Annotated in this window: 16 protein-coding genes; 2 read left to right on the forward strand and 14 right to left on the reverse strand. The window is 34.9% G+C overall.

Going from position 1 to position 20,981, the window contains the following annotated elements; all coding sequences use genetic code 11:
- The 8 genes from BW983_RS15980 to BW983_RS16015 form a co-directional block, all read right to left on the reverse strand.
- The coding region (locus tag BW983_RS15980) for a DUF6443 domain-containing protein (RefSeq protein ID WP_228409026.1) at positions 1-1,982 on the reverse strand (1,982 nt) is incomplete at its 3' end.
- A 6-nt stretch (positions 1,983-1,988) separates the two neighbouring features.
- Complete coding sequence (locus BW983_RS15985) at positions 1,989-4,565, reverse strand: hypothetical protein (RefSeq protein WP_076552910.1); 2,577 nt, start codon at positions 4,563-4,565, stop codon at positions 1,989-1,991.
- Between the two features lie 36 nt (positions 4,566-4,601).
- A complete protein-coding gene (locus BW983_RS15990; protein WP_139329301.1) occupies positions 4,602-5,084 on the reverse strand; it encodes a hypothetical protein in 483 nt (160 codons plus the stop codon).
- A gap of 9 nt (positions 5,085-5,093) precedes the next feature.
- A complete protein-coding gene (locus BW983_RS15995; RefSeq protein WP_076552912.1) occupies positions 5,094-6,713 on the reverse strand; it encodes a T9SS type A sorting domain-containing protein in 1,620 nt (539 codons plus the stop codon).
- A gap of 245 nt (positions 6,714-6,958) precedes the next feature.
- Complete coding sequence (locus tag BW983_RS16000; protein ID WP_076553126.1) at positions 6,959-8,401, reverse strand: TolC family protein; 1,443 nt, start codon at positions 8,399-8,401, stop codon at positions 6,959-6,961.
- Positions 8,388-11,582: an efflux RND transporter permease subunit gene (locus BW983_RS16005; protein ID WP_076552913.1), complete on the reverse strand. Its 3,195-nt coding sequence runs from the start codon at positions 11,580-11,582 to the stop codon at positions 8,388-8,390. The genes BW983_RS16000 and BW983_RS16005 overlap by 14 nt, the downstream gene beginning before the upstream one ends.
- A gap of 21 nt (positions 11,583-11,603) precedes the next feature.
- On the reverse strand, positions 11,604-12,686 hold the full coding sequence (locus BW983_RS16010) for an efflux RND transporter periplasmic adaptor subunit (RefSeq protein ID WP_076553127.1): 1,083 nt from the start codon (positions 12,684-12,686) through the stop codon (positions 11,604-11,606).
- Between the two features lie 151 nt (positions 12,687-12,837).
- Positions 12,838-13,224, reverse strand: coding sequence for a hypothetical protein (locus BW983_RS16015; RefSeq protein WP_076552915.1), 387 nt, complete (start codon positions 13,222-13,224; stop codon positions 12,838-12,840).
- 501 nt (positions 13,225-13,725) lie between these two features.
- On the opposite strand from BW983_RS16015, the gene BW983_RS16020 reads away from it, so the two are divergent.
- Together BW983_RS16020 and BW983_RS16025 are read left to right on the forward strand one after the other, a co-directional pair.
- Complete coding sequence (locus BW983_RS16020; RefSeq protein ID WP_076552917.1) at positions 13,726-14,118, forward strand: hypothetical protein; 393 nt, start codon at positions 13,726-13,728, stop codon at positions 14,116-14,118.
- A gap of 37 nt (positions 14,119-14,155) precedes the next feature.
- The gene (locus tag BW983_RS16025; protein WP_076552920.1) at positions 14,156-14,590 is read left to right on the forward strand and encodes an META domain-containing protein; all 435 of its coding nucleotides are present in this window, start codon (positions 14,156-14,158) and stop codon (positions 14,588-14,590) included.
- Positions 14,591-14,645: 55 nt separating this feature from the next.
- On the opposite strand, the gene BW983_RS16030 is transcribed toward BW983_RS16025, so the two are convergent.
- From BW983_RS16030 to porK, 6 genes are all read right to left on the reverse strand, one after another.
- On the reverse strand, positions 14,646-14,921 hold the full coding sequence (locus BW983_RS16030) for a SemiSWEET transporter (protein WP_228409027.1): 276 nt from the start codon (positions 14,919-14,921) through the stop codon (positions 14,646-14,648).
- Between the two features lie 14 nt (positions 14,922-14,935).
- Entirely contained in the window at positions 14,936-15,970 is a 1,035-nt protein-coding gene (locus BW983_RS16035; protein ID WP_076552922.1) for an NAD(P)/FAD-dependent oxidoreductase, read from the reverse strand.
- A 139-nt stretch (positions 15,971-16,109) separates the two neighbouring features.
- On the reverse strand, positions 16,110-17,048 hold the full coding sequence (gene porN / locus BW983_RS16040; RefSeq protein WP_076552923.1) for a type IX secretion system ring subunit PorN/GldN: 939 nt from the start codon (positions 17,046-17,048) through the stop codon (positions 16,110-16,112).
- 20 nt (positions 17,049-17,068) lie between these two features.
- On the reverse strand, positions 17,069-18,661 hold the full coding sequence (porM, locus tag BW983_RS16045; protein ID WP_076552924.1) for a type IX secretion system motor protein PorM/GldM: 1,593 nt from the start codon (positions 18,659-18,661) through the stop codon (positions 17,069-17,071).
- A gap of 48 nt (positions 18,662-18,709) precedes the next feature.
- Entirely contained in the window at positions 18,710-19,402 is a 693-nt protein-coding gene (porL, locus tag BW983_RS16050) for a type IX secretion system motor protein PorL/GldL (RefSeq protein WP_076552925.1), read from the reverse strand.
- Positions 19,403-19,462: 60 nt separating this feature from the next.
- Positions 19,463-20,884 (reverse strand): T9SS ring complex lipoprotein PorK/GldK, encoded by a 1,422-nt coding sequence (gene porK / locus BW983_RS16055; RefSeq protein ID WP_076552927.1) that lies wholly within the window; start codon positions 20,882-20,884, stop codon positions 19,463-19,465.
- Between the last annotated feature and the right edge of the window lie 97 nt (positions 20,885-20,981).

Genomic DNA, 20,981 nt, shown 5'->3' on the forward strand with positions numbered 1-20,981 from the left:
ATAACGAGTGCTGTATTGCTACCTGACAGTACTCCTGCTGACCTTTGAAGTCTTGTAATATTTCCATTCAGGTCATATTCTAATCTTTCAAAATATTCTTTAGCGAACTCATTTCCTGCTTTTTGATAAAATCCAGCAGTAAGTCTATTGAGTGAGTCATATGCGTACCCATAGGTTTTAAGGGGTTCGTTATTCTCAGTAAGAGTTTTCCAGGATACTTCAGCAATGTTGCCGTTGTATTTAGGCTTTACTTTTAAATCTAAATAATCATTATTGGGAGTCTCCTGTCCTTCTACTTTATTATAATTGATTTTATACCCAAACAGATCGTTTCCTAAGTTTGCAGGATCATTGATCTGCGCCATCCAGCCCCTGATATTATATTTATAATCAATCTGCTGCAGAGAAGAGCCTAAAGTAACTCCACCTACTTTTTTAGTGGTAAGCTGTGAGAGTTCATTATAATCATTCTGAGCAAGAATTTCTACAGGATTAGAGTCTACCTGATGTTTATGCACCAAGAGCCTGTTCTGATGATCATACGTAAAGGTTTCTGTAGTTACTTTTTCCGTATCTGTATTCAGCCTTTTATGCTTTGTAACTACCGTTTGAGAATTTCCTGCAAAATCAAGTTTAGATTCTGTTCGGGTATATCCCCCCAAATGATTAATAGAATGAGTTCCAATGACTCTACTCTTCAGGTCATAATAAGTATAATTCTTGGTCCAACTGTCATCTTCAATGTTTTTGACAAAACTCATAACAGGAAGTCCCTTGGTATTTCTTCCCTCTGGTGATGGAGAACCTGTGAGAATTGGTTCCACTGGAAGAGAGGGATTAAAATCATAATAAGGATAGGTGTCATAATAATTAATACTTAAAACAGTTTCAATATCAAAAAAATATCCGTTGCTATATTGAATCTGTATCCCGTTTTTAGTAAATCCTGAACTATTTCTTTCCTCTACGATGATAAGGTTCCCTGCCTGAGACTGCATACTTATTCTGCTTCCTCCTCCAATGATTCCGGTATAAGCAACTCTTCCCAATGATTCATATTTAGTAATCAGCCATTTATTCTTCTCTCGCATATTAGCGTCTTGAGTCATGATAAGTCTATCGGCTTTGTCATACACCATAAATTCCCATCCTTTGCCCGGAAGTTTTTTTTCTACAAGTCTGCCTCTGCCATCATAACGATATTGATAATACAGATTCTCTTTTGTGGAATTATCTATAGTCGGTGCTGATGCTAAAGGAGGAATAACAAAAGCAAGTTGGTCGTATTCGTTATAAACATAGTAGGTATCTGCATTTTCGGTAGCGCTCAATACTTTTCTGATGAGTAAAACCTGTCCCTGACCGTTTTTAAACTCAATAGTTTTGTTGCCGTCTTCATCGGTTATGGTATTTTTATATAATTGTGCTGGCAGAAAATATTGATTGAGTTCAATCGCAGTTTCTGTCCTTCCATCAAGCCATGTGGTGGTGGTTTTATATTGTCTCACATAATCTTCATGGATATTGGCATCATAGTCAAATTTAACTGGCTTTCCCATCCAGTCATTTCCTCCCTGAATTTGTTCCTGGATTCTGTCCAAAGGAGAGTTCTCCAATATTTTTTCGGAATAGATTTTTTCTCCACCATAGATGGAAGAAGCATTTCCCAGAGGTGAGGTATAAATTCCGCCTGATTGCGTTCCTGATTGAGGAATGGGAAGAAAATCTTTCGCCTGTCTTCCAAACGGGTCGTATTCGATATGAGTGACAATATCTTTTCCTTGTGGAGAGGCTTTTACACCAATCACCTGCTTAGGTCTCCCGAGCCCATCAAAATATTGAATAGTTTCAGAAGATTTTGTAGCCTGGGTTCCGTTATAATCCAGATAAGTTTTTGTTTGAACATAGTTTTCTGTGTTGGATACCTGTGCTTTTACAGTCCCCAACATCAGAAATCCTATAGGAATTATGAGTTTTTTCATCGGTGATTAGTTTTTATAATTGTACTTCATTTCCTTAAGCACTTTTCCATCCACATCCACTACTTTCTCAAGCCTGTTTGCGGAATCATAAAGATATAATTCCCTGATTCCTGATGGTGGGGTAATACTTCTTACTCCAATAAATGGATCGTACGTATAAGTTGTAATTTGATATTTAGATAAAGATAAATCGTTTCTAAAGTTATCCAGTACATTCATGAGTGCCTGATCGGAATCAACAGTTCCAAGTTGGTTATCATTATTAGCTGCATTCACAATAGCATCAATCAATGATGGCTGAATATCTGAAAACTTAATATTTTCAATTTTAGCAATAGGTTTAGTTTGATTATATCCCCAAATAATCACTGTTGAAATTCCATCTTTTGTAGTATACTGTTGAAGATTGCCTTTATCATCATACTTATCATATGTGATTTCTACAGAACCATAATTTGTATCCGGTAATTTAAGACTAGATATAGATGTTACATTTTTTTCTTCTGTATAATACAATTTTTTTCTAGGAAGAGTTACATTATACATATCATTACTATAAGTAAATTCATAAAGAGTTTGAGTTCTATTTAAAAATTTATTATTTTTATAATTAGTTACAACCAATGGAACACTGAAGAGATCTTTAGAAAAAAAGTTAACTAAAAATGCATATGGGGGAACCATACCAGCAGGGTGATTCGGACTTGCATGCAAAACATCCCTAAGATACTGATAATTAGTTTCATAAAAATCACCTGATGGATATGTGGTTTTTTCTTTAATTTTATTTAATTTAGAATCATTTTTATAATAGTGATCTGTTTTTGTCACCATTACTTTTCCATTTATATAGTCCCTAACAGTAGTTGAACCTAATACATATGGATATACATATTCTTTTTGATGATGCACCCATGATAGTAGTTGCTTAACTCTACTAAAATAACTGTTTTGTAATATAGAATACGTTCCAAGATTTGTATAATTATTCTCTACTTCCTGGATAATATTACCGTCTTTAAAAATTTGTGTTTTTAATAATTTTCCTCTTTGAAAATCATTTGAATTATATCTGACAGGAAAGTTTTTAACCAAACTAAAAGGTTTAACATCTTCAGTAAATACAACACTTCCTATTCGATCATGCAAAACATTAGGATTTGTTGAGTAATCTGTAAAAACGTATTTTTTCTGAACTACATTATTTTTGAATTCAACAACTTCGCTATAATTAATTGGAGAAGAACTTAATGAGTTTTCCGAAATATTTGATGCTGTTTCTTTTAAAAATCGAGTCCTTCCTCCCACTTGGTTTTTATAGTCTATATAAGTCATATATCTTAACGTCTGACTCGCTATACCACTTGATACATCACTTCCATTTTCATAATTCAGAACATATTTGAAGCTCCTTGTATAAGAATTTATACCATCAGAATCTACAATTTTACTTATTCGAGCTCCTCCCACTGTTCCCAACTCGCTCTTTAAAAATGGTAAAAATTCAGAAGCAGAATTTCTTTCTACTTTTCTCATATAACTATGGGGTTCATAATGAAACTCAGAATTTCCACCTGTAGGGTAAGTAACATTTTTTAGTAGTCCTGTATTTACTAAATACGGATTAGGATTTCTGGAAGTCCCAGTAATACTATAGTCTCCAGTATCTACGTTAAAACTATATGGAGGTATTAAATAATTACTAGTCTCACTATTCCCATTCCAATATCCCCAAAAATCAATTCCATAAGTAGTTTCATGGGGTAAATTATCTTTACTATAATAATCAAATGTGTATTTTTTATTACCTGGAAAAGTTAATGTATTAAGGAAAAATCTATCTTTGTTTCTGTAATAATTAAAATCATTTTTTTTTACTGTTGTATTTTCATTTTTAATTTCAACACTATTAAGTTTAAGAGATTGATAACCATTATTAAGTGAGTTATATCTTGTATAATTGAAATTAACAAATGTTTTTCCATCTAACATAATTTTTGCAGGAAAAACTTTTTTTGTAAGGGTATATTGAAAATAGGGAGATTGGAACGAAAAACCACTTCCGTCTCCCCAAGCACGAACACCCCCTAGGCTGTTATTACTGTTCTCATTAAAACGTAAAATTTCCTGATTAACATATTTATTATAATCAAACAATTCTTCTACAAAACCACTAGTTGAATGTTCAGGAGGTGTTGATCTGCAAAAATTTCCAAAATAAAGTTCTTCAATATTGGAATCAATTTTCTTATACTTTAAATATTCAATCTCAAGTGTATGATTGTTAGGATATTCTATTTTTCTTAGATACCAACTACTAATTGAATAGTTAGGATTTTGACCAGCAGGAGATGGTAAGGATGTTCCCATTTGATAAGAAACTTCCAGATTATTATAAATACCGCCAAAATAATATTTCATCCCTTTACCATCAGTAATTACAATTTCAGAATTTAAAAGATTACATTCATTATTAATTTGTTGATTAGCCAAATTAGATATATCAACTTTTAGACTCAAATCGTTAGATGCAACTATAGGGGTTCCATCGTTTCTAATATAAAAGTAACCCGATGTTCCCAAGAAATTAAAATTAAACCTATCTGGCTGTATTTCAAATTACTGACCAGAAACATTTATATGATCTTTCATTAAATTTGAATTGTAATTACCATTAAAGATATCTTCATTTGACTTAGAAACTAATCTCGCTCCAACAAGAAAGCCACTAGATACATATGAAGTAATTTCAATTGGAATGGAATCATCCGCTATACCGTTAATATCTCTTGAAATAACACCTCCAAAATTCAAAAACCAATCATGCCCTACATAATTTGATTTTTTATTTGGTATAAATCCTGAAGAGTTATAACTCAAGTTAAGATTAAAGTTACCAATAGATGAAAAGTCTTCTTCAAATAATGGAATATTTAAATCCACACTCCCAACATTTAAATTAACAGGAATATTTCCATATCTTTCCATCTCATAGCTTTGAGGCGATTTTATATTTATTGGGGCTTCAGTAGTCGTATTATTTTGAGCCCCCAAAATATTATACATTAATATTGCGCCTATAATTATTCTCTTTCTTTTCATGTTTTTATTTTACTTCTTAATCAGCTTCGCATTCGCTGTTTTGTTATCATTAGTTTTTATAGTAATCAGATAAGCTCCCTGAACCAAAGCCTGGGTATTAATCTTAGTTACTCTATTCTTTGTTTTCAGATTTTGCAACTGTCTTCCGCTCATATCATACAACATAATTTCAGCTTCTTTAAAATCAAAACCGATTTCTACATAAGCATAATCTGTAACTGGATTTGGATAGATTTTGATGTCGTATTTTTCAATCAGGTCATTCACCTGTTTATCGCCTAGTTTTACAATTTTCCAGTTCTCTTTGCCTAATTCCTCTGCACTGGTTCCGGCAAGGATAATAGAACCGTCTCTGTTTAGTTTTAAATCTGAAAGTCTTTCTTCTCTTTTTCTGGATTCGCCTTTCACATGTTTTCGCCACTGTTCATTGCCGTTTCCATCAAGATACAGCATCCAGAAAGTTTCATCATCCGTTTCTATTCTTCCCTCGGCTTGAGTATAACCACCTAATAAAATTCCTTTTGAAGATTTATCATCTGCTGAATGGATCACACTCATCCCCATCAGAACATCTCTGTTTTTAAAGTTGTAAGATTTTTGCCATTGTTCATCGCCTCTTTCGTTCAAAGCTATCAACCAAAGGTCTGTTCCTTCTTCAATTCCTACTGTTTTGTTTCCTGATCTATCTGATCTGGATTCACCGCCAATAACATAACCATTGGCAGTTAAAGCAAGGGTTCTGAGGTGATCATCTTCTTTTCCACCATAGTTCTTTTCCCATTCTACTTTACCGTTTTTGTCTAGTTTTACGATCCAGTAATCACCTTCCCCGAAATTGTCGGTTTGTTTTGACATTGCAGATATTAGGTTGGAGGTTGCAGTAGCTTTTGTCGAAAATTGACTTTCTGGATTCTGAACTTCTGAGCCTTTAACCTGAGAACTTCTTGAATAAATTCCCAGTAAAGCTCCGCCATCTCTGGTCGGAATCATTTTCTCTACTTCATCCAGACCTTTTCCACCAAGGATAATTTGTGAGATTTCTTTACCGTCTTTATCAAGCTTAATGATCAATACATCTTTAGAACCATAACCTTTCGCTGAGTTTTGAACATTACCAGCAACAATAAAGCCCTGATCCATAGTTTGGATAACCGCCCTTGCTTCTTCATCGGAAGAGCTTCCCAAGGTTTTCTGCCATAATTCATCCCCAAATTCATTGATTCTGATCAGCCAGATATCCGATCCGCCTTTTGCTTCACCTTTTTTATCCAGTCCTTTTCCTGAATAAGAAGTTCCAGCCAAAAGGAATCCTCCATCTTGCGTTGTGACGGTTGATGATAAATAATCGTGGTTTTGTCCTGAGAAGTATTTTTCCCATGCCTGTTCACCTTGTTGGTTCAGTTTAACCAAGTGGAAATCGTAGCCGTTGTTCTGCTTACTGTCTGTAGCCTGAAGCTTATCACTCTGTATAGAACTTCCTGTAATAAGATATTGCTGATCGATGGTTGTCGTTACCTGGCTTAAGAAATCCTGAGTAGAGGATTTGATATCTTTTTGCCAGAGAACTTCCTGAGCCGACACACCTATAGCTGCACATAATGTATATGCGCCGAGATAAAATTTCTTCATTCCGTGTATTTTTGAGTTTTAATGATTAGTTTTTAAAAATTTCCGCAAATTTAAGTTTTTCAACAACTACAGATCATATTAATGTGATTTAAAATCCAAATTCTCACTTGAGTTTTATTATGTAATTATTCTTTCACAAAGCTACCGCAGCACAACGACAGAACTTGACGTAATAAAAAAGGGCTGACCCCGAAGAGCCAACCCTCAAAACATTAACTGTTTATTGATTGAATTATGATATTTCTTTACTTCCAGCCACCACCAAGGCTTTTATAGATGTCCACAACAGTACTCAGTTGTTTTTGTTTCGCTTCTATAAGCTCCATTTTAGCATCCAATGCATCTCTCTGATTCAAAAGAACTTCAAGATAATCTGCTCTGGAGTTTCGGAACAATTGGTTGGCAATATCAATAGATTGATCCAAAGCTTTTGTTTCCTGGGATTTCAATTGATAATACTGATCTATATTTTTAATTTTCGACATCAAATTTGCTACATCCAGATAAGCATTTAAAATGGTTTTATCATATTCATATAACGCCTGGATTTGTTTAGCATCAGCCGTCTGGAAGTTTGCTTTGATCGCACTTTTGTTGATCAGCGGACCAGCCAATTCTCCTACCAAATTATAAGCAATAGATTCCGGCATTTTCACCAGATAAGATGGTTTGAATGCCTCCAATCCTAAGGTTGCAGAAATTTCCAATGATGGATAAAATTCTTTTCTTGCTGCTTCAACATCCAGTTTTGAGGACTTTAATTCTAATTCTGCCTGCTTAATATCAGGACGGTTTGCCAATAATTGTGACGGAATTCCCGTATAAACCGTTGGCGGAATGGTTGACATAAAGTTTTCCTTCGTTCTGATAATCGGTTGTGGATATCTTCCCAACAAAGCATTGATCTGATTTTCCTTCTCAGTAATTTGCTGACGGATTGTGTATTCTGCTGCTTTGGATTTTGCAAGTTCTGCTTCAAATTTCTTCACCGCAAGCTCTGTGGCAGCCGCAGCTTCTTTCTGAATCTTGGAAATTTCCAGTGCTTTTTGCTGAAGCTTGATATACTGCTGAATAATATCCAATTGATTGTCAAGCGCCAATAATTCATAATAATTATCCGCCACTTCCTCAATAAGATTAGACAATACAAAGTTTTTCCCTTCTACTGTTGAAAGATAATGAGCCACTGCTGATTCCTTTTCTGTTCTCAGTTTTTTCCAGATATCAATTTCCCAGTTTGCCATTAATCCACCTTCAAAATTCCCCAGCGGATCTGGCATTTCTCTACCTGGTTCTATTTGTGTAGTAGCATCTCCTGCTCCTTCACTTGTATATCGTCCAGCTTTTTTCAATCCGGCTCCTATTCCTGCAGAAACTGTCGGGCTTAATTTTCCTTTTTTAGCTAAAACACCACTTTTGGCAATTTCAATTTCCTGAAGTGTGATCAGCAATTCCTGGTTGTTCTTTAATGCTATTTCAATAAGACTTACAAGATTCGGATCTGTAAAAAACTGTCTCCAGGGAGTGGTTCCACTGTTATTATTAGCATCCTGCTGCTCTTCCTGATTGAAATTCTGAGGAATATTTGTTTTTACCTCATCTTTTATGACGGTTGCCATTGGAGCTTTACAACTTGCTAAAACAAGCGATAAAGCAATGGCTCCTATATATTTATTATAAATCTTCATGTTTGTCATCGTGTTGATACGGTTCAGTTTGTTCTGTTAAAGGATTTTCCTCTTCATATCTCGCTAGTCTCGACTTGTCAGCAATGGTTCCGAAAATGTAATACAACCCCGGAATAATCATCAATCCGAAAATAGTTCCGATCAGCATTCCTCCAGCTGCAGCCGTTCCTATGGTACGGTTACCTACAGCACCAGGACCTGTTGCAATTACCAATGGAATTAATCCCGCAATAAAGGCAAATGATGTCATCAAAATAGGACGGAAACGAATTGCCGCTCCTTCAATAGCAGCCTGCATAACAGGAATTCCCTCTTCTGCCTTTTTCTGTACCGCAAATTCTACAATCAATACTGCATTTTTACCTAATAGTCCGATAAGCATTACCATTGCCACCTGAGCATAAATATTGTTTTCCAACCCTAAAAGTTTCAGACATAAAAAAGCTCCGAAAATACCCACCGGTAATGATAAAATAACAGGTAAAGGAAGAATAAAGCTCTCATACTGCGCAGAAAGAATCAGATAAACGAATCCTAAACATACCAGAAATACAAATACGGCTTCATTTCCACGGCTTACTTCATCTTTAGAAATCCCAGCCCAGTCGATACCAAAACCTCTCGGAAGTGTTTTATCTGCAACTTCCTGAATGGCTTTAATTGCCTGTCCGCTACTATATCCCGGTGCCGGGGTACCACTTACCTGAGCTGAATTATACATATTATGTCTCGTCATTTCGGATAGACCATATACTTTTTCCAATTTCATAAAATCGGAATAAGGGACCATTTGATCTTTATCGTTTTTAACGTACAGCTTTAATAAATCCGTTGGTAATGCACGATATTGAGGTCCTGCCTGAACAATTACCTTATAAGGTCTGTCAAAGCGGATAAAACTTGTTTCATAGTTAGATCCAATCAATGTAGACAGATTATCCATCGCTTTTTCAATGGTTACTCCTTTTTGTTCCGCAAGGTCATTATCTATTCTAAGCATATATTGAGGGAAACTCGCTGAATAGAATGTAAATGCAGATCCTAATTCTGGACGCTTATTCAGTTCTTTCACAAAATCGTTACTTACCTGTTCCATTTTATGATAGTCTCCACTTCCTGCCTTATCAAGCAAACGAAGTTCAAAACCTCCTGCTGCACCATATCCAGGAACGGAAGGTGGTTGGAAAAATTCAATATTAGCTCCTGGAATATTTTTGGTTTTTTCCTCTAGCTTTTCTATAATTTCAGCTGCAGATTCTTTACGTTCATCCCAGCTTTTAAGATTGATCAGACAGGTTCCCGAATTTGATCCCGTACCTTCAGTCAGAATTTCATACCCAGCCAATGATGAAACAGATTGTACACCATCAATATCTTCTGATTCCTTCAATAATTCCCTTGCGATCTGATTGGTTCTTTCCAAAGTAGATCCCGGAGGCGTCTGAATAATCGCATAAATCATCCCCTGATCCTCCGCCGGAATAAATCCTGATGGAATGGAGTTACTCAGGAAATAAGTTCCAGCACAAAATGCCAATAGTAACGGTAGTGTAAATGCTTTTTTAGTTACCGTTTTATTCAGCATTCTCTCATACTTTCCGGCACCTTTCGTAAACAGGTTATTGAATTTATCAAGGAAAATAGTAATCGGCGTTTTCTTTTTAGCTTTTCCGTGATTATTTTTAAGGATTAAAGCACACAATGCTGGTGTCAAAGTCAAAGCAACAACCCCTGATAAAATAATGGATGAAGCCATCGTAATGGAAAACTGACGATAGAATACCCCAACTGGTCCTGACATAAATGCAATCGGAATGAATACAGATGCCATTACCAAAGTAATAGCGATAATCGCCCCACTGATTTCATGCATTGCTTCTTCTGTAGCTTTCAAAGGGGAAAGATTTTTCTCTTCCATCTTGGCGTGGACGGCTTCTATAACTACAATCGCATCATCCACTACAACCCCAATCGCCATTACCAGCGCAAAGAGCGAGATCATATTCAATGTAATTCCAAATGCTGACATTACCGCAAATGTTCCTACCAATGAAACCGGAACCGCCAATGCAGGAATCAAAGTAGAACGCCAGTCTCCAAGGAAAAGGAATACTACAATTGCTACTAGTATAAAAGCTTCAAATAACGTATGAATTACTTTCTCCATGGAAGCGTCCAGGAATCTTGATACGTCATAACTGATCTCATAATGCATTCCTTTAGGGAAAGTATTTTTTTCAAGATCAGCCATCAAAGTTTTTACATTTTTAATAACGTCACTTGCATTGGATCCGTAAGACTGCTTTACAGTGATTGCCGCAGAAGGTTTACCATTCAATGTAGAATAAATGTCATACATCGAGCTTCCGAATTCTATATCGGCAACATCCTTTAATCGGATTGACTCACCATCAGGTTTTGCTCTTAAAATGATATTTCCGTAATCCTTTTCGTTATTGAAACGTCCTGGATATTTTAATACATATTCAAAAGACTGAGAACGCTTACCTGAACTTTCTCCTGTTTTACCTGGCGATGCTTCCAAACTCTGTTCGTTTAGAGCTTCCATCACTTCGTCTGCTGAAATATTATAAGCAGTAAGTCTGTCTGGCTTCAACCAAATACGCATTGCATATTCACGAGTTCCTAAAATGTCGGCAAAACCTACTCCACTTACCCTTCTCAATTCAGACATTACGTTGATATCCGCGTAATTGAAAAGAAATTTTTGGTCAGCTTTCGGATCATCACTATACAGGTTAATGTACATCAACATATTCGGTTCTTCACGGGTAATCTTTACCCCTTCACGAACTACCAGCGGAGGTAATTTATTCACAACTGAAGATACACGGTTCTGAACGTTTACTGCTGCAACATTGGGATCTGTTCCCAAATCAAATACCACCTGAATGGATGCCTCACCGTCATTTCCGGCATCCGAGGTCATATATTTCATACCTGGAACACCATTTAACCCTCTTTCCAAAGGAATAACAACTGATTTAATCAATAATTCGTTGTTGGCTCCCGGATATTCTGCGGTAATATTTACTTTAGGTGGTGAAATGGATGGAAACTGAGTCACTGGGAGTTTTACCAATGACAGTATTCCTAAAAATACAATAATCAATGAGATTACAATAGACAGAACGGGTCTGCGAATGAATTTCTTAAACATACTACTTCACTTTAGAGTCCACTACTCTGCTTTTAATTTCAATGATTGAAGAACTTTTTTAGGGTCCTGGAATTTTGTTTTCACTTTTTGATCATCCTTTACTTTCTGAACTCCTTCCAAAAGAATCTGATCTCCTTTTGTAATCCCCGAGGCTATTACATACAAATCCTGAAGTTCATACGCCACTTTTATATTTCGTGATCTTGCGGTTCCGTTTTTGTCAATAACAAATACATATTTCTGATCCTGAATTTCATAAGTAGCTTTCTGAGGAATAATCAACGCATTATGAACCGGCATCGTCATCTGAACTTTTCCGGTTTCTCCGTTTCTTAATAATTTATCTGGATTTGGAAACTTTGCACGGAAAGCAATATTTCCTGTTTCATTATCAAATTCTCCTTCTATAGTCTGAATCTCTCCTTTTTGAGAATAGGTCTCACCATTAGCTGTAATTAGAGATACCTGATTGCTTCCTCTATCGGCAACATGTGTCTGGTAACTCAGATATTCAGGCTCTGAAACATTAAAGTATGTATAAATACTTGTATTATCTGATAGTGAAGTCAACAAATCACCTTCATCCACCAAGCTTCCCAATTTTAAAGGAATTCTATTAATAATTCCTGAGAACGGTGCTTTAATATCTGTAAAAGACAAATGAATCTGAGCGAGTTTCATTTCTGCATTGGCTGCATCCAGCTTAGCTTTTGCCATTGCTTTTTCATTTTTGGATACAATATTGTTTCCAGCCAATGTACTTGCATTTTTCAGTTCAATGGAAGCCTGTTCCACTTCTGCTTTTGCTTTTAATAATTCTGCCTGATACAGTTTAGGCATAATTCTGAACAGCGTTTGCCCAGCTTGTACATACTGTCCTTCATCCACAAAAATCTTTTCAAGGAAACCTTTTTCCTGTGCACGAACTTCTATATTCTTCACAGACTGGATCTGAGCAACATATTCTTTGTTAATTACAGTATCCATCACTACAGGAGAAGTTACCGGGTATACCGTTACTTCCTCTTTTTCTTCCTTTTTCTTATTGCAGCTCACAGCCAATAACAGGACGCTCAATGCAATGCCCGAGGCAACTCTTTTTATCATAATTCTAGAGTTTGTATAAATCGTTAATGTTTTGAATAGAAATAAAAATGGTAATAAGAAGTATTACGATGTGAGTATTACCAGACTACACAACGCAGAGCGTTCCCATCTGAATATCAGATAGAAAACAATTCGAAAACATGAAATTTTAAATTCTAATGGATCGGATCAGAATAAATCTTTTGGTCGCCAAGCCAAAAACAAAACCATGAAGATCCTGTCTGAACTTCTTATAGCTTTTTAAACCAAAAATATAAACAAGACCAAAGACACTTGCAAAAACAGCAATTACCTGAAATACATCAGAAAATTGAAAATCATTTTCGGCAAGCTCCAGAGTAGAATTGTCTATATTATCTGCCATTTGCTGAACCGAAAGCTTTTCATACGTTTGATTCAGACGGTTGGCTCTTTTGGGCATATGATGAGAAACATGACCGGAATAGTCATTTCGAAGTGTTTTAACGTTCAGTCTGCTTTCCACTACAAAGAGCAGAAAAAGACCAGTTAAAAAGTATACTATAAAGTTTCTCATATTGAAGTCGCAAATGTACGCTTAGATTATGATATCTTCATAATGGATTAACAAAATTTAACTCTTCTTTAAATAACCTGAATTCAAAATTTTATCAAATATTAAATATATGTTTTACTCTCAATTTTATTTATTGTATTAAAAGCTAAACTTTATCATGATTTTCAATTTATTAATATAAGTCTGTTGGCATTCTCTTATTTTTGAATTATTTTTGCCGAAAATTTACACAACAAATGAACAATGAAAAAAAAACACCCTTATCTTTTTGGAAATAAGATGATTAAAAATTCTGAATTAATCGTACCTGACACAAAATTTTCACTCTAAATATTACTTTCCGTTTCCTGAAAAATGTTTTGAAAAAGGCTCTAAAAACGCCCAATAATCAAAAAAAAATGTTAGTTTATGAAAAATTAACACATATTTATTAAAAATATTTGTAAATTTATATAGTATTAACACCATAATTCATGAAACACTTTAAAATCACTTATCACTATGAAAAATTTATTAACTTCAATCCTTTTCGGATTGGCAATTCTTTCCTCAACAGCGTGTAAACATCCCAGTAAAGAAGCTGAAACTGTTACTACCGCAACTCCTGAAAATACAGACGACATTTCAAAGGATGTATACGTTGACAGCTATGGAGAAAAAATAGAAGTAACGATAAACCGCTCTAAAAATACCGCCACTGTACATTTAAACGGTAAAACTTATGACCTAAAAAAAAGTGATGCTTTACCAGAGTATACAGCCTCAAATGAAGAGTATCAATACTCTGAAATTAAAGGAAATATCACTTTTCTGAAAAAAAATGTGGATATGGTGCTTTTCCATCTTAAACAGGCAAAAAAAGAGTCTGCTCCGGCAAAAATGGCATCGTATTAGCATAAGTACTAAACATAATATTTAAAAATTAAAATTTATGAAAAGCTTATATTACTATTTATCAGCTCTTGTTCTTACAGTATTTCTTGTTGCTTCTTGCCAGACACAAACTGCAAAGAAACCAACAACGGATATTACAGGGAAGACTTGGAAATTAACAGAGCTTAACGGGAAACCGATTCAGTTAAAAAATCAAAAAAATAATCCTTACTTTAAGCTTAATATGGAAGGAATGAGATATGAAGGTCATGCAGGATGTAACGGTTTAGGTGGAACTTTTGAGATCAAACCTGATATAATGAGAATTAAATTCAACCAGGGAATGTCTACCATGATGGCTTGTGAAGATCTGGATATTGAAAGCCAATTCACAAAGGCAATCCTTGCAGCTGACAACTACTCTGTTAATGGAAATACATTAACATTAAACAAAGCGAGAATGGCTCCTTTAGCTAAATTCGTTCTTCAATAAGAAAAATAATTAGATTTAATATTAAAAAGACGTCCCCATTATGAGGACGTCTTTTTTACTTTTTATTGTATATGATATAGCAAATCAAAAGACTGATATTAACTAAGACAGCAAAGGAGTTTGATAAAACAATAGGTAACTCATCCTTCATAAAACCGTACCAAACCCATAATGATAGTCCTGAAATAAGTACTAGCAGCATCAATAAGGAAATGTCTTCCACATTTTTCTCTCTGATCACCTTTACAAGCTGTGGGATCATTGATACGGAAGTCAATACTCCTGCTATTATTCCTAATAAATTTTCATTCATCGCTATATGATTGGTCATTGTTAAAAAACGGATTATTTAAATCTATTCAACGAAACTTCTTCATGCAAAGGAATCCCTTCTTCTATAAAACGGAATAAGTCCCTTGAAAAGTAACATCCATTCAGAATCCCTCTCGCTCCCAAGCCATTGAAGACATAAAGATTATGATGAGTTTCATGTCTTCCAATAATTGGTCTTCTATCCTTTACTGTAGGTCTAAACCCAAAATTGATTTCTTCCACTTCAAAATCATAAGGATAGAATTCTGAAAGTCCATTTACCAATTGTGTAACTGCAGATTCATCGATATGATGATGAAGTTGCTCTCTGTCATAAGTTCCACCATAGAAATATAATCCGGTTCCTGTTGGAAAAAGAAAATGTTTCTTTTTGATGGTAATATTTTCAGGAATTGGTTGGGAAAGTTTAACTTTTATATGATGTCCTTTATTTGGATTAACAGTGATTTCTGAAAAGTAAGGATTTTCTTTTACGCCCATTCCTTCACAGAAAATAATATTTTGAAATTTTAAATCTTTATAAGTAGATTCGAAAGTATTCAATTTACTGTATTCAAATTTTTCTTTGATTAAAAAATCATTTTTCTCGAAATAATTGAATAGACCTGTAAAAAATCCATTAACATTTAATCTTGCAGACTGATTAACCTTTCCGGTGAGAAAATCGTTTTTCACCACATTTAAAGACGTAAATTTTTGATCCAAAAAGTTTACCAGTTCTTCATTTGCAGATTTTTTCAGCCAAAGGTTCTGTTCATTTTCGTCATGAAAAATTCTGTGGATAGATGCGTTGATCAAATAATTCTCTCCGGTATAAGATTTTATTTCTTCAAGGCTGTTTTTTAAAAAGTCAATCTGCTCCTGTGCTTTCCAGAATGTCGTAAACTTTTTAAGTACAACCGGATTAATAATCCCTGCTGAGACTTGTGAAGCACTTTTTCTTCCTTCAGAAAAGATTACAAACGATTTGTTATTCTTAATCAGCTGATGAGCAAAGAAAAGCCCTGCATATCCATCTCCAACAATAATATAATCTACATTTTTCATATGAGAAATTTCATTTTATTTAAAGGTCATATTCAATCGCAACATCATTAATCATAGTTTGCCTATCAACAAAGAGCGATTCATAATAAAAAAAACCTGAGTAAAAATACTCAGGTTTTGTATAAATATCAAGTGAAATTTAGTAATTCCACATATCATTTTCCATTTCCAGGATCTGTAACTTGATTCTGTCACTTTCATCCAACTGATCATCAGCATCTTTAGGGATATAATCTTTAATTGTACCGTCTCCTAAACCGCTTGAAGATTTATAGATTACAGAAGAGAATCTTCTTGCATTGATGATATCATCGAAAGACAGATCTGCGGATGAGTTCTTTCTGTTGAAAACATAATTGTTTGCCAGAATATCTCTTGCATTCGGATAGAAAATCCAGAATAGGTCGATAAGTTCGTCATTACTTGCAATAGGCTTACCATCTGGTCCTATAACTCCCTGTACCGCTGGATCTGGTCCCATTGCTGCGATACCTAGAGGTCTGTATTTCATTTGTCCATCTCTCTTATCTACGAACCACATACCCATAATTTTAAGAACTTTTACTTTATCAGTAGTCGTTTTAAATACATCGGTATATTCTTTTTTCTCCTGCTCAGTTAATTGTCTTCCTGAGTTTAAGATATCGATTGCAGCATCGTTGATTCTAACATTCTCCAATCTTTTCTGTATTCCTTCAGGTGAAAGTTTTACAGTAAAGTTTTCATCATCATACACCTGCTCAATTTTACCAGTTAAAGCTGCATCTAACAGTAACTGATATAGAGATCTTGTAGGTGTAGATAGAAGACCGTCTGGATTATCATAGTAAAATGGCTGATTGATTTTATCATTCATATCAATGATTTCCCAAACAAACATACTCTTAAGGATGTCTTTGTCTTCAACAAATCCATATTCAAGAGGCTTTACTGTTTTATCAATAATAGTATCACCAACTTTTTGTTTGTTCTCCGCTCTCATCTGTCTAAACTCTTCTGGAGAAGAAGCGTTCAGAATAGTCTGGGAAAATGCAAATCCCGAAACTAATACTAAAAGGGTGCTAATATATTTTTTCATAATAAATTACAATTTTAGTCCTATTGAACATTAATAATTATAGGAGTAATGTTTTTAATCTGTTGTCCTTCTAATCCTTGAGCAGTAGCTTTAATATCGAAGATAGAAACTACGTCTCCAGATCTCAGATTCTTGATTAATCCTGAAGCTTCATTTAATGAGTTTCCATGGATCAACAATGCTGCTCTACCAGGTACTCTTACCATGAATTGAGTTACATTGAACGAAACAGGGAAGTCAAAGTCAGGAATAGCTGCCTGTACAGATTGATTAGGAATAGAAGTTGCCGGCATGGACAATACATTCTGACCTCTCATCTGACCTTGTGGTGGCGGAACATTCTTGATTCTATATTCAAATACCTGTGATACAGATTTTCCATAAGGATCTACTCCAGATAATGTCAATTTCACTGTAGTACCTGTAGAAGGTTTTACAATCCATTTACCAGGACCTGTATTTCTTACAGTAGCTCCCGGAGCTGATAATGAAAGTTTAGAATTGTCAGCACCTAAGATTGATCCTGAAACAGGGTTCTCAAGTCCTCTATACATTACATTCATTTTATCAGCAGAAAGTAATAATCCTTTTTCAAGTTTTACTTCTCTAGGTCCTGCAATTACATTATAAGTATGCGTCCAAGGGAAAGACTGTGGCTTGCCTGAAGCATCTGTTAATGTAATAGTTCCTCCTAATTTATGCTCACCGATTCCAGCGCCAGAAATAGGAATAATACCTTTACCATTTTCCTGCTTGCTCACTCCAGAAATACTGATCTTATTACTGTTAGAATAAGTACCTAGCATTACTTTTACTTCTGCTTGTTTACCAGCTTGAATATCAGTAGGTCCTGAAACAATTGGTTCATAGCTTGTAAATTTGATACTCGCATCTACTTTTTCCTGAAGCATTAAGGCTAATGCATCAGACTGTACATTTCTGGCATCATTTTGGATAATTTCCAAATTAGATATAGCAGCAATGAGTGGCTGATGATAAAATTTATTCTGGAACCAAGTCTTTTCGTTTGGAGATTTCCCTTTAGGATATTCCGCGATAAGAGATTTGTTCGCTCTATCTACTAAATCTTTAAGCTGATCATTATTACCAAACGTTTTATTGATGTAATCTCTTACGTCATCTATTTTACGTTTTAGTTCTAATGCATTAGGAGAAGGTGTATTTTCGTCTCCTTCCTTAAAGAAATATTCTGTAGTAGCTTCATTATTATTTAATGCAGCAAAATTTTCACTTACATCAATTTCTTTTCCTGTTTTAGGATCTTTATCATGAAACTCAGATTGTGTCTTTAACAGATCTTTGATTTTTTGAGCATGTTCTACCAATGCATCAATCTTACCTTTTAAAGTTTTATAATCTTGCCAAGGTTTTGAATACGTATCCGGAACCTGTTGTGCTTTAGCTTCCAGTGTTTTTTCAAAAATCTTTTCGTTCTTTCTTTCTGTTAAAGTTCTGGTTTCGTTTAATGCTATGGTCGAGTCATAGTATGATCTGATGATTTCTGCATCAATGTTTAGGGCCATCATCGCGATGAACACCAGATACATCAGGTTGATCATCTTCTGACGAGGGGTCTGTTTTCCTTGTGCCATTCTCTTTTCTTTGTTTTTTGATTAAATAGTTTAAGTAATGGTTAGGAATTAAGACTTCATAGCAGTTAGCATACCACCATAAACTCTATTTAAGTTATTAAGATTAGATGTTAAACCTTGTAGCTCTTGATTGAATTTTTCAGAATGTTCAACAGACTTTTGCATATCTGAAACATATTTGCTTGCAAATTCAGCTTGTTTTTTACCGCTTTCCAATTGCATAGCATATAATGCATTCATACTTTCCATATGCTGAGCAGCTTTATTTAACTGATCATTATATTTATGTGTAGAAGCAGAAACGTCAACAGTTTGGTTGATTTGATCTACAGAGCTTGAAAATTTATCGATTCCTGTTCTTAGTCTTTCGAATAATTGAACGTCTAATCTTGCGTCTTCAAGCATTTTATCCAATTTGGTAGAAAGAGAATTCTCTAGTTCAGCAAATTGGTTACCTGTATTTCTAGTTGTTACATTTGAGTGTAAAGGGTTTGGGTTAGCATGCTTATCTAATAATTCAGGATAAACGTTTTCCCAAGCGTAAGACTCTTCAGTTTTTGGAGGGTCAAAGGCAAAAATAATAAAGATAATAGCCTCTGTAATAAGTCCTACAGTAAGAGCGATATTACCGTTAATTGGTCCCAGGGTAATGTGAGTAATTTTAAGCCAAGCTCCAAGAATTACAATTGCAGCACCGAATGAATAGAAGAAATTCATCCAAGCATCTTTCGTCTTAAACATATTGAGTTAGTTTTTTTAATGTTAAATAAAATTGTATTGAAAAATAGTTGTTTTGATTGATTATCTGTTAACTCTTCTTGGCTTAACAGCTGCTTCAGGGATATCCTGAACAGTTCTAAATCCGATATAGCTTCTTGCTGAATCTTTTCTTTCCCAATCTCTAGCCCCCGTCATTAATGCATATCCTATATCTTTCCAAGATCCACCTCTTACAGATCTTTTAGTATCCTTTTTATCTTTTGTAGAAGGATTTAATGTAGAAGAGAATCCATATGAAGAATTGTTATATGCAGATTCAGTCCACTCAGAAACGTTCCCAGCCATATCATATAATCCAAACCCATTTTTCTTAAATTTCTTAACTGGAGCTGTATATGTATAAGTACCCTTTTTCTCGTCTTCCATGTAGTTACCTCTCTTAGGTTTGAAGTTGGCAAGGTAGCAACCTCTGTCATCCATTAGATATGGACCTCCCCAAGGGTAAGTGGCATTTTGCATACCACCTCTTGCAGCATATTCCCATTCAACTTCGGTAGGAAGACGGAACTGCAATGGTCTTTGTTTTTTTCTTTTTAAACTTTCGTTGTAATCTGTTTTCAATTTAGATCTGAAGTTACAATAAGCTCTTGCCTGATCCCAAGTTACACCTACTACAGGGTAGTTTTTGTAAGCTTTGTGCCAGAAATATTGTTCAAATAATGGCTCATTGTATGCAAAGTGGAAGTCTTTTACCCAAACAGTTGTATCAGGATAGATCGCGATACTTTGACTCTTTAGGTAATTCGCTCCTCTTTCATTGTCTGCAAGTGCAGCATCCATATCTCCCCAACGGTAAGTATATTTAAGTTTACTTACGTCTAAAATTCTTTCGTTTCCTATTCTGGAAGAAGCTGGCAAATACATAGATTCTAAAACTTCTGCGTATTCTACATCCGGATATTTTGATGTGCTCCAGTGTAAAGGAATTTTCCAATCTAATCTTTTGCTGGCATCATAGCTTCCGTCTTCACGGCCGCCCTGCCCTTCCATATATTCCTGATAAGGTGTTAAATTTTCTTCTTTTTTAGCAAGGTATGCATAATCTCCTATGCTTGCTCCTCTGCCTCCACCTTCGTCACCACCTTCTCCGGCAGCTTCTGCTAGTAGAGTTCTTGCAATAGAGTCTCTTACATAGTTAATGAATACCCTGTATTCTGAATTGGTAGTTTCTGCTTCATCCATGAAGAAAGAAGAAACAGTAACTGTCTTCAATGATGCTTTTTCAGGAGTATTTGTTGGATCCTGATCTGCTAAACCAGCAACAAATGAACCTGCAGGAATTGCAACCATTCCGTATGGTCTTTCCGCAACAAATGATTTTGTTTTTTCTCTTGGTATCAATTCTCCTTTTGTTCCTGGCTTCCCTACAGAAGAGCTGCCACCACCTGAACAAGATACCGATGCTACCGACGCAGACAATAATAAAAGAAATATCCTTTTCATGTTAATTTTTATAATTAAGCCGTAAATATATAATTTTTTTAAGAAACTTTTAAGATTTATTTTGAAATAACGAAAGAAATCTAAATTTATTTTATTT

Source organism: Chryseobacterium ureilyticum (assembly GCF_900156735.1).
GTDB lineage: Bacteria > Bacteroidota > Bacteroidia > Flavobacteriales > Weeksellaceae > Chryseobacterium > Chryseobacterium ureilyticum.

Coding starts and splice junctions, on each gene's coding strand:
- BW983_RS15990 (WP_139329301.1), bottom strand. CDS start 5,084: ATGAAAAGAAAGAGAATAATTATAGGCGCAATATTAATGTATAATATT.
- porK (WP_076552927.1), bottom strand. CDS start 20,884: ATGAAAAGGATATTTCTTTTATTATTGTCTGCGTCGGTAGCATCGGTA.
- BW983_RS16015 (WP_076552915.1), bottom strand. CDS start 13,224: ATGAGAAACTTTATAGTATACTTTTTAACTGGTCTTTTTCTGCTCTTT.
- porL (WP_076552925.1), bottom strand. CDS start 19,402: ATGTTTAAGACGAAAGATGCTTGGATGAATTTCTTCTATTCATTCGGT.
- BW983_RS16005 (WP_076552913.1), bottom strand. CDS start 11,582: ATGTTTAAGAAATTCATTCGCAGACCCGTTCTGTCTATTGTAATCTCA.
- BW983_RS16030 (WP_228409027.1), bottom strand. CDS start 14,921: ATGACCAATCATATAGCGATGAATGAAAATTTATTAGGAATAATAGCA.
- BW983_RS16035 (WP_076552922.1), bottom strand. CDS start 15,970: ATGAAAAATGTAGATTATATTATTGTTGGAGATGGATATGCAGGGCTT.
- BW983_RS16020 (WP_076552917.1), top strand. CDS start 13,726: ATGAAAAATTTATTAACTTCAATCCTTTTCGGATTGGCAATTCTTTCC.
- BW983_RS16000 (WP_076553126.1), bottom strand. CDS start 8,401: ATGAAGATTTATAATAAATATATAGGAGCCATTGCTTTATCGCTTGTT.
- porN (WP_076552923.1), bottom strand. CDS start 17,048: ATGAAAAAATATATTAGCACCCTTTTAGTATTAGTTTCGGGATTTGCA.
- BW983_RS16025 (WP_076552920.1), top strand. CDS start 14,156: ATGAAAAGCTTATATTACTATTTATCAGCTCTTGTTCTTACAGTATTT.
- BW983_RS15995 (WP_076552912.1), bottom strand. CDS start 6,713: ATGAAGAAATTTTATCTCGGCGCATATACATTATGTGCAGCTATAGGT.
- porM (WP_076552924.1), bottom strand. CDS start 18,661: ATGGCACAAGGAAAACAGACCCCTCGTCAGAAGATGATCAACCTGATG.